The organism is Arboricoccus pini, from assembly GCF_900187945.1.
Taxonomy (GTDB): Bacteria; Pseudomonadota; Alphaproteobacteria; order Geminicoccales; family Geminicoccaceae; genus Arboricoccus; species Arboricoccus pini.
Genome location: NZ_FYEH01000020.1, coordinates 51,707 through 60,521 on the forward strand (window position 1 = coordinate 51,707; position 8,815 = coordinate 60,521).

General features: G+C 64.3%; 11 protein-coding genes. 7 read left to right on the plus strand and 4 right to left on the minus strand.

The window, feature by feature from the left end:
* The first annotated feature begins 2 nt into the window (after positions 1-2).
* The 5 genes from CFB17_RS18190 to CFB17_RS18210 all read left to right on the plus strand — a co-directional run bounded on the left by CFB17_RS18190 (position 3) and on the right by CFB17_RS18210 (position 4,366).
* Positions 3-1,463: a form I ribulose bisphosphate carboxylase large subunit gene (locus CFB17_RS18190; RefSeq protein ID WP_088563002.1), complete on the plus strand. Its 1,461-nt coding sequence runs from the start codon at positions 3-5 to the stop codon at positions 1,461-1,463.
* Positions 1,464-1,591: 128 nt separating this feature from the next.
* Entirely contained in the window at positions 1,592-2,008 is a 417-nt protein-coding gene (locus CFB17_RS18195) for a ribulose bisphosphate carboxylase small subunit (protein WP_088563003.1), read from the plus strand.
* An 87-nt stretch (positions 2,009-2,095) separates the two neighbouring features.
* Complete coding sequence (gene cbbX / locus CFB17_RS18200) at positions 2,096-3,112, plus strand: CbbX protein (RefSeq protein WP_243389948.1); 1,017 nt, start codon at positions 2,096-2,098, stop codon at positions 3,110-3,112.
* Positions 3,113-3,115: 3 nt separating this feature from the next.
* Positions 3,116-3,790, plus strand: coding sequence for a ribulose-phosphate 3-epimerase (rpe, locus tag CFB17_RS18205; RefSeq protein WP_088563004.1), 675 nt, complete (start codon positions 3,116-3,118; stop codon positions 3,788-3,790).
* 117 nt (positions 3,791-3,907) lie between these two features.
* Complete coding sequence (locus CFB17_RS18210) at positions 3,908-4,366, plus strand: response regulator (protein WP_088563005.1); 459 nt, start codon at positions 3,908-3,910, stop codon at positions 4,364-4,366.
* A 57-nt stretch (positions 4,367-4,423) separates the two neighbouring features.
* Here the strand turns inward: CFB17_RS18210 and CFB17_RS18215 are convergent, their stop codons facing one another.
* Both CFB17_RS18215 and fae read right to left on the minus strand, forming a co-directional pair.
* Positions 4,424-5,167, minus strand: a complete 744-nt coding sequence (locus CFB17_RS18215) for a DNA methyltransferase (RefSeq protein WP_088563006.1) — start codon at positions 5,165-5,167, stop codon at positions 4,424-4,426.
* A 71-nt stretch (positions 5,168-5,238) separates the two neighbouring features.
* On the minus strand, positions 5,239-5,778 hold the full coding sequence (fae, locus tag CFB17_RS18220) for a formaldehyde-activating enzyme (protein WP_088563018.1): 540 nt from the start codon (positions 5,776-5,778) through the stop codon (positions 5,239-5,241).
* Between the two features lie 234 nt (positions 5,779-6,012).
* Between fae and CFB17_RS18225 the strand changes: the two genes are divergently transcribed.
* Together CFB17_RS18225 and CFB17_RS18230 are read left to right on the plus strand one after the other, a co-directional pair.
* A complete protein-coding gene (locus CFB17_RS18225; protein WP_088563007.1) occupies positions 6,013-6,927 on the plus strand; it encodes a sulfite exporter TauE/SafE family protein in 915 nt (304 codons plus the stop codon).
* A 105-nt stretch (positions 6,928-7,032) separates the two neighbouring features.
* A complete protein-coding gene (locus CFB17_RS18230; protein WP_088563008.1) occupies positions 7,033-7,344 on the plus strand; it encodes an HlyU family transcriptional regulator in 312 nt (103 codons plus the stop codon).
* A gap of 9 nt (positions 7,345-7,353) precedes the next feature.
* On the opposite strand, the gene speB is transcribed toward CFB17_RS18230, so the two are convergent.
* Both speB and CFB17_RS19395 read right to left on the minus strand, forming a co-directional pair.
* Positions 7,354-8,316 carry an agmatinase gene (speB, locus tag CFB17_RS18235; protein ID WP_243389949.1) on the minus strand — a complete coding sequence of 321 codons (963 nt, stop codon included), beginning with the start codon at positions 8,314-8,316 and terminating at the stop codon, positions 7,354-7,356.
* Between the two features lie 166 nt (positions 8,317-8,482).
* Positions 8,483-8,815: hypothetical protein (locus tag CFB17_RS19395; RefSeq protein WP_165769705.1), on the minus strand; the 333-nt coding region annotated here is incomplete at its 5' end.

Genomic DNA, 8,815 nt, shown 5'->3' on the forward strand with positions numbered 1-8,815 from the left:
ACATGGCTACCGAGACCGCCCAGCGCAGCGCCGCCGATCGCTACAAGGCAGGCGTGATGCAGTACAAGGAGATGGGATACTGGCAGCCGGACTATGAGCCGTCGGATACCGACATCATCGCCCTCTTTCGCATCTCGCCCCAAGATGGCGTGGACGCTGTCGAAGCCGCGGCGGCGGTGGCCGGCGAGAGCTCGACGGCCACCTGGACCGTCGTCTGGACCGACCGGCTGACCGCCTGCGACAAATACCGGGCCAAGGCCTACAAAGTGGAGCAGGTGCCGGGCAATCCCGAGCAGTGGTTCGCCTATATCGCCTATGATCTGGATCTCTTCGAGCCCGGCTCGATCGCCAACCTGACGGCCTCCATCATCGGCAACGTCTTCGGCTTCAAGCCCCTCAAGGCGCTGCGCCTCGAGGACATGCGGTTGCCGGTTGCCTATGTGAAGACTTTCGACGGCCCGGCCACGGGCATCGTCGTTGAACGCGAGCGGCTGGACAAGTTCGGCCGCCCTCTCCTGGGTGCCACCGTGAAGCCCAAGCTAGGCCTGTCGGGCCGCAATTATGGCCGCGTCGTCTATGAGGCCCTCAAGGGCGGCCTCGACTTCACGAAGGACGATGAGAACATCAATTCCCAGCCCTTCATGCATTGGCGCGACCGCTTTCTCTACTGCATGGAAGCGGTGAAGAAGGCCGAGGCAGCCTCGGGCGAGATCAAGGGTACCTATCTCAACGTCACTGCCGCCACCATGGAGGACATGTACGAGCGCGCCGAATTCGCCAAGGAACTCGGCTCGACGATCGTCATGATCGATCTCGTGATCGGCTACACGGCGATCCAGTCCATGTCGAAATGGGCGCGCCGCAACGACATGATCCTCCATCTGCACCGCGCGGGCCACAGCACCTATACGCGCCAGAAGAGCCATGGCGTCAGCTTCCGCGTCATCTCGAAATGGATGCGCCTTGCCGGTGTCGATCACATCCATGCCGGCACGGTCGTGGGCAAACTCGAGGGCGATCCGAACACGACACGGGGTTTTTACGACATTCTGCGCGAGGATTTCGTGCCCAGGAAGTTGGAGCATGGGGTCTTCTTCGACCAGCCCTGGGCGTCCACGCGCAAGGTCATGCCCGTTGCCTCGGGCGGTATCCATGCGGGCCAGATGCACCAGCTGATCGACCTTCTGGGCGAGGATTGCGTCCTGCAGTTCGGCGGCGGCACGATCGGTCATCCGATGGGCATCGCCGCCGGCGCCGTCGCCAACCGCGTGGCGTTGGAAGCCATGATCCTGGCACGCAACGAGGGGCGCGATATCAAGGCGGAAGGTCCGGAGATTCTGGAGAAGGCCGGCAAGTTCTGTCAGCCGCTGGCCCAGGCACTCTCGACCTGGAAGGACATCACCTTCGACTATACCTCGACCGACGCGCCGGACTTCGCGCCTACGGCCACGGCTATGGCCTGACCCTGCCAGAAACAGCCGGGCCGCATGCGCTCCGCTGTCACCAGACCGGCGGGGCCGCAAGCGCCCCTTTATTTCCAGAAAGGACGGCCTTTCTGGACCGCGCACTGCCAAGATGAGGACTTGATCCGATGCCCATGACGCAGGGGACGTTCAGCTTTCTACCCGATCTGACCGACGAGCAGATCCGCGCGCAGGTGAAATACTGCTTCGACAATGGCTGGGCCGTGAACATCGAGTACACCGACGATCCGCATCCCAGGAACACCTATTGGGAGATGTGGGATCTGCCGATGTTCGATTTGGCCGATCCGGCCGGTGTCATCACCGAGCTCGAGGCCTGCAAGAAGGTGTTTCCCAATCATTATATCCGCATCTCCGCCTTCGATTCGACGGCCGGTTGGGAATCTTTGCGCATCTCCTTCATCGTCAATCGCCCGAAGGAGGAGCCTGGCTACCACCTCGAGCGCAATGAGACGCACGGGCGGACAGTACAGTACACCCTGCGCCCGTACGCGACTCAGAAGCCGGCGGGCCAGCGCTACTGAGCCTTGGGGCGACACGCGAGGGGGAGGGCGGCCGGGGGGCGCCCTCCGCCGTCGTTTTGGGCTGGAAACGACAAGGGAGGACAGGTCATGGCCTTCTCGATGCATGCACCGGTACAGGCGCGTCCCGAGGAGCGGCGGCAGGCGCTGGACGATATCGACCTGCCCGAGGGCGAGCTGCCCGGGAGCCTGGCCGAGATTTATGAAAAGAGCGGCATCCCCGAGGTCTTTGCCAGGCTCGATCGCGACCTTATCGGCCTGGCACCCGTCAAGGGCCGGGTGCGCGAGATCGCCTCCTTGCTCATCGTCGACAAGGTCCGCCGCCAACTGGGCCTGACGGCGGAGCCGCCGACGCTCCATATGTCCTTCACGGGCAATCCGGGGACGGGCAAGACGACGGTTGCCATGCGCATGGCGCAGATCCTCCACCAGCTGGGCTATATCCGTACGGACCGGCTGGTTGCCGTCACCAGGGACGACATGGTGGGCCAGTATATCGGCCACACGGCGCCCAAGACGAAGGAGATCTTGAAACGGGCCATGGGTGGCGTGCTCTTCATCGACGAGGCCTATTATCTGTTCCGGCCGGAGAACGAGCGCGACTATGGGGCCGAGGCCATCGAGATCCTTTTGCAGATCATGGAGAATCAAAGGGACGACCTGGTCGTGGTCGTGGCCGGTTATGCCGACAAGATGGCGAAGTTCTTCACAGCCAATCCCGGCTTTCGCTCGCGCGTCGCCCACCATATCGATTTCCCCGACTATGGCGCCGCGGAGCTGCTCGAGATCGGCGAATTGATGCTGGCCCGGCAGAATTATCGCTTCGACGCCAAAGCGAGGGCGGCCTTCGCCGATTATGTGAAGATCCGCATGAATCAGCCGCACTTCGCCAATGCCCGCTCGATTCGCAACGCGCTGGACAGAGCGCGCATGCGTCAGGCGATTCGGCTCTTCCAGGAGAAGGACAAACCCTTGACCAAGGAGAGCTTGACCACGATCCAGGAAGGCGAGATCAGACAGAGTCGCGTTTTTAGGGGCGGTATCGAGGGATGGCCGGAAGGCGTGCCCGACGCTCAGGGGGCGGGCCAGCCCGGCATGGAGAAATAGAGCATGAGCATCGACAAGAAGAAGGTTCTGATCGCGCCCTCCATCCTGGCGTCCGATTTCGCACAACTCGGCACCGAGGTGGCGAACGTGGCCGACGCGGGGGCGGATTGGATCCATCTGGACGTGATGGACGGTCATTTCGTGCCCAACATCACCTTTGGTCCGGATGCGGTGAAGGCCGTTCGCGGGTCGACGACCAAGCTTTTCGACTGCCACCTCATGATCAGCCCGGCCGATCCCTATCTCGAGGCCTTTGCCAAGGCAGGGGCGGATCTCATCACCGTCCATGCCGAGGCCGGGCCGCATCTGGATCGCTCGCTCCAGGCAATCCGGGCGCTGGGCAAGAAATGCGGCGTGGCACTCAATCCAAGCACGCCCGAGAGCGTGCTCGAATATGTCCTGGATAAGCTGGATCTCATCTTGGTGATGACCGTCAACCCCGGCTTCGGCGGGCAGAAATTCATTCACAGCCAGATCGAGAAGGTCCGCCGCGTCAAGGCGATGGTCGGCGGCCGGCCCATCCGTATCGAGGTCGATGGCGGCATCGATGCCGAGACAGCGCCGCTCGTCGTCCGCGCCGGCGCGGACGTGCTGGTCGCGGGCTCGGCGATCTTCAAGCGGCCGCCCTACGAGGATGCCATTCGCGCCATCCGCGAGAGTCTCCTCGTGCGCGCTTAAGGGGCGCCACGGCAAAAATGCTTGGCCGTCCCACGCTTGGCGCAGTCCGCCGTTAAGAGATCCTTAGCCCTGCGGCTCTAGAACCGATTCGCCTGCCCTGGCCTGACGGAGACGGCGATGACGGCTGAGATGGATGCGGCCCCGCAAGGCTTGCGCACCATGATCGTGGCGGCCTCCAGCCTTTTTGCTTGGCGGCTGGCTGGCGCACTCGAGGCTTTCGGCGTCGGCCAGGTTGAAACGGCCGATCACGCCGAGGGCGCCTTGGCGCTGCTCTGCCGCGATCGCTTCGATCTGGTGCTCCTCATGCATCAACCGCCCGATCTGGACGGCATCGACTTCGTCCGGCGGCTGCACAGCCTGCGAGACGCCAGCAGTCGCGATTGCCACGTCGTCATGATCACCCCGATGGCCGATGCCGAATGTCTGCGCGCGCTTCACCAGGTGGGCATCGACCAGGTAAGCGTCGGTGGTCCGTCGCCGCCCTGGCTACGCGACACCATCGAAGGTTTACGCCGGCGCCGCGAGCGCTGGTCGGTGCCGCAATGGGAACTGGTCGACGACGAGGCTCTCCTCTAGCGGCGGTTCGCGCTCGGGACGCCCCCTGTGGCCGGCGTCGCGCGGCACTCTTGCCACTCACGACCGCAGGTCGCAGCCGAGGAAACGTCGCTCCACGCGATGGCAGGCCTCCAGCACGCTGAAACTGCCGGCCGCCGGGTCCAGGACGACGTCGCCTTCGTTGGTGAGACAGGCGATCAGCCTCGCCTGCAATGCGATGGGCTTGGCATGGGTGAACCCCGGGGGGGCTGCTTCCTCGACGACGTCGGGGATGTCGTGCGCCCGCCAGACGCCCTTGGCGCGGAGCGGCGCCTTTTGCAGCACCAGGAGATATTCGCTGATCCGCCGCGTGCGATAGCCCATGCCGAGCTTCTTCTTCTTCCAGACGATCAGATCGACGCTCGATAAAGCCGTGCCGGCCAGCCAAGACTGCACGCCCATGCAAAGGTGGAACTTGTCGACCCAGAGCAACAGATGGCCCGAGGGCATCAGCACTCGGTCGATCTCGCCGAGGAAAGACTGGATCTCGGCCTCGTCCATCTGCCTGAGCATCGCCCGCTGCCGCTGCCGGCTGCCTTCATTGCCGTATTTCTGGCGGTCCATGACGCCACGATATTGCGGATCGAAGATGCAAAGGGGCATGCTGCCGTCCGCGAGGCTGGCCAGCAATTGGCGTCCATCGCCGACGGTCGCCTCGTCGAGCGGAAAGCGGGCGTCGGGCGCGAAGACCGGCTGGCGCAGCCGCCGGTCGCGCCCGTACACGGAGCCCCTGGAGGAGCTTGCCTCGCCATCACCCGCAAGGCGCGTCAATCGAGTGGCCATGAAAGACGGCTTCCCCCGCTGCTCTTTGCCATCACCGGCCGTCACGCCCGCCAGGGCGGGACCCCATGGGCTCAATACTCGACGACATCCTCAAGAGCATAATGCTTGACCGACTTGCGGTTGGCGATCAACTCGTCGATCGAGGGTTCGCCCCGCATCGCGCGACCGATCGCCAGCTTGGTCGCATCGTAGTTCGAGCGATAAAGCTCCTTCTTGTCGACCTCGGTCGTCTCCTCGCCGCAGGAGGGATCGAGCCAGACCATGACGATCATGCAGAGCGTCTCGGTCTCGTCCTTGGGAATGACCCCCTCGATCACCGAATCCAAAATTGCATCGCCGATCGCCGCCTGCACGACGCCGCCCAGAAACTCGACGTAACGGGCGGAGCGGATTGTGGCCTTCGTCGTCATCATTGCCGCCGGCTTGACCAACTGATTGCAGTCGCGGACGACAAACATCCGCGTATGACCCTCGACCTGCCCCATCATCGAGGCGAAGGCCTGGCCGACCGGACCCTTGACCGAGCCGATCAGCACTTCGGGCATGGCGATCGTGGCCTCACTGTTGGAAAAATCCGTGGCCTCGCCAACCTTGAACCAGATATCGCTCATCACCGTCTCCTCCCGCTTTACCAAATTCCGGGGCCACCGCCGGCAGCACTCCAAGGCCTCACCTAGCGCAAAGCGCCGCCGCCCGACAGCAAGCCCGCCTGCCCAGAGCAGCACCTGCAAAAACGTCGCAGCCGGCAAGGGACTGTGCGGCGCATCCCGCGACCATCAACCATGGGATGACTTCGGCGGCCCATTCGGCTAACCCCGCACTCAGCCACCGTTGGGAGTCCTTGAGTGGACATCTACCTGCCGATCGCCGAGGTGTCCCTCAACCTCTTCCTTCTCCTCCTGATCGGCAGCGGCGTGGGCTTCCTTTCAGGCGTGTTCGGCGTCGGCGGCGGATTCCTGATGACCCCGCTCCTGATCTTCATAGGCGTCCCGCCAGCCGTGGCCGTCGGCACCGGTGCCGTGCAGGTCACGGCCTCTTCGGTCTCGGGCGCCCTTGCCCATCTGCGACGCGGCACGGTCGATCTCAGGATGGGCAGCATCCTCGTCGTCGGCGGCATCGTCGGCTCGGCCCTGGGCATCCTAGTCTTTCGCTGGCTTCGAAGCGTCGGCCAGATCGACACCGTCATCAGCCTCTCCTACGTCTTTCTCCTGGGCTCCGTCGGCCTCCTGATGTTCGTCGAAGCGTTGAATGCCATGCTGCGCACTCGCCGCCGGTCCGGCACCGGCGCCAGGCGACTCCACCAGCATTACTGGCTCCATCGCCTGCCACTCAAGATGCGCTTCCCCCATTCGCGCCTCTACATCTCGATGATCACCCCCTTTGTGATCGGTGCCGCCATCGGCATCCTCAACGCCGTCATGGGCATCGGCGGCGGTTTCATCCTCATCCCCGCCATGATCTACCTGATCGGCATGCCGACGAGCGTCGTTGTCGGCACCTCGCTCTTCCAACTCTGCTTCGTCTCGGCGATCACCGGCCTCCTCCAGGCAGCCACCAACGCCACGGTGGACATCGTCCTCGCCATGCTTCTGATCGCCGGCGGCGTGCTCGGCGCCCAGTTGGGCAGCCGGGCCGGCGCCTATCTGCGCGGCGACCACCTGCGCATCCTCCTGGCGCTGATCGTCCTCCTCGTCGGCGGCCGCCTCGCCTGGGATCTCGTCGCGACCCCGTCCGATCCCTTCTATTTGACCCACGCCTGAGCCCGGTTGTTGCCACCGGACGCTGTTGGGGATCAGGCCCGCAACGACTATGTAGGCCCAGGGCGACCCCGATCGCCCGATCGGTTCACGGATGGATGGACGGCGATGGCGCTCGGCAAGCTCTTCGGCAGGCTCTTTGGCAGCAGCTCCAGCGGAACGGACAAGGCACCGAGCCCGCCCGATCGCAGCCAGGCCGTCGAATATAAGGGCTTCACGATCATCCCCGCCCCAAGACCGCACGGCAGCCAGTACCTCACCGCTGCGCTCATCGAGAAGGAACTGGCGGGCGAAACACGCACGCACGATCTCATCCGCGCCGATACCCACGCCTCCGCCGATGACGCCAAGGCCTTCGCCATCCAAAAGGCCCGGCAGGTCATCGACGAACAAGGCGACCGCCTCTTCAGCGCCGGCTGATCCGAAGGCTCATGCCCTCCTGGCCGCAACGGCGCCAGAGAGGACGCAGAGCAGCTCGAACATGATGTTGACGCCCACCCAGGCCGTCCCGCCCGAGGGATCGAAAGGCGGGCTCACTTCGACCAGATCCGCCCCTACCAGGTTCAGCCCGTCCAGCTGCCTAACCATCCGTTGCGCCATGTGCGTCAAGAGCCCACCAATCTCGGGCGTGCCGGTGCCAGGCGCTTGCGACGGGTCGATCCCGTCAATGTCGAAGCTCACATAAGTAGGCTGGTCACCCACGATGGCGCGTGCTTCCGCCATCACCGCATCGGCGCCCTTGTCCATGACCTCCTCGATCATGAAGATGCGCACGCCAATGCTTCGGGCGAACTCCACGTCCTCGCCATCATAGGCCGTGCCGCGAATGCCGATCTGCACGATCCGCTTGGGATCGAGCAGACCCTCCTCCACCGCCCGCCTGAACGGCGTGCCGTGCGTATAGGCGAAGCCGCCGAAATAACTGTCGTAGAAGTCCGTATGCGCATCGTAATGGATGAGCCCCAAAGGTGCTCCCTCGCTTGCCAGTCCGCGCAGTATCGGCAAGGTGACCAGATGGTCGCCCCCTGCCGACATCGGCACGATGCCCCTGGCCTTCACATCGTCGTAGAACGCCTTTATCCGCGCCAGGGAGTCCATGAGATCAGCCGGATTGACGGGCACATCGCCCAGATCGGCGCAATTGGCCGTATGAAACGGCCTCACCCCTGTTGCCTGATTCAAGACGCGAATCATCGTCGAAGCATCACGCAATTGACGCGGACCATGCCTAGCGCCCGGGCGGTTGGTCGTTCCGCCATCCCACGGCACGCCGATAATGCCGATCTCCACCCCCGCCCAATCCTCAAGACCGAGAAACGGCAGACGCATGAAACTCGGCAAACCCGCAAATCGCGGCACATCCATGCCCGATAACGGGAGAAAGGAACGCATCATCACTTCACCTCGACCGTAAACATCAGCCCGCGATTAAACCCAGCCCCGCGATAACCGCAACGGATCGGAGAGGCCTCCGGCGGCCAGGGGCTACCAGCCCCTGGACCTGGGTTGGAGTGGGGTTGTCGGTCGCGGGTGAGGATCGAGTCTTACCCGGCCACCATCACGAGGGCGGGCCGGTCCCATAGCGGCCGATCTTCCTCGCACCCTGCAAGCGTATCGCCGCCTGCATGCTCTCGGCCGGCCGTTCGTGCCAGTACCGCGCCACACCTCGCGCCACCGCCTCAAGGCGCAACGCCGGCAGCGCGCTGGGCCCAAGGCCCGTACCCATCCGCTCGGCCTCGGACGCCAGCTTGTCCGCCAGCCGGTTCAGCTCAGCCCGGTTGTCCCGCGCCACCCGGCGCAGATCGGCCAGGGCCAGCGCTTCCGCCTCCTCCTGGTGCTCGGGTATCGCCGCGCAATGGCTCCAGTCGCCCGGCGGCTGGCGCGGTTCGGC

What these genes read in the sequence shown, in the direction of transcription:
- speB (WP_243389949.1), bottom strand. Translation starts at nt 8,316, where the DNA reads ATGCGTTCCTTTCTCCCGTTATCGGGCATGGATGTGCCGCGATTTGCG.
- CFB17_RS18230 (WP_088563008.1), top strand. Translation starts at nt 7,033, where the DNA reads ATGGCGCTCGGCAAGCTCTTCGGCAGGCTCTTTGGCAGCAGCTCCAGC.
- CFB17_RS18210 (WP_088563005.1), top strand. Translation starts at nt 3,908, where the DNA reads ATGACGGCTGAGATGGATGCGGCCCCGCAAGGCTTGCGCACCATGATC.
- CFB17_RS18190 (WP_088563002.1), top strand. Translation starts at nt 3, where the DNA reads ATGGCTACCGAGACCGCCCAGCGCAGCGCCGCCGATCGCTACAAGGCA.
- CFB17_RS18195 (WP_088563003.1), top strand. Translation starts at nt 1,592, where the DNA reads ATGCCCATGACGCAGGGGACGTTCAGCTTTCTACCCGATCTGACCGAC.
- CFB17_RS18215 (WP_088563006.1), bottom strand. Translation starts at nt 5,167, where the DNA reads ATGGCCACTCGATTGACGCGCCTTGCGGGTGATGGCGAGGCAAGCTCC.
- rpe (WP_088563004.1), top strand. Translation starts at nt 3,116, where the DNA reads ATGAGCATCGACAAGAAGAAGGTTCTGATCGCGCCCTCCATCCTGGCG.
- cbbX (WP_243389948.1), top strand. Translation starts at nt 2,096, where the DNA reads ATGGCCTTCTCGATGCATGCACCGGTACAGGCGCGTCCCGAGGAGCGG.
- fae (WP_088563018.1), bottom strand. Translation starts at nt 5,778, where the DNA reads ATGAGCGATATCTGGTTCAAGGTTGGCGAGGCCACGGATTTTTCCAAC.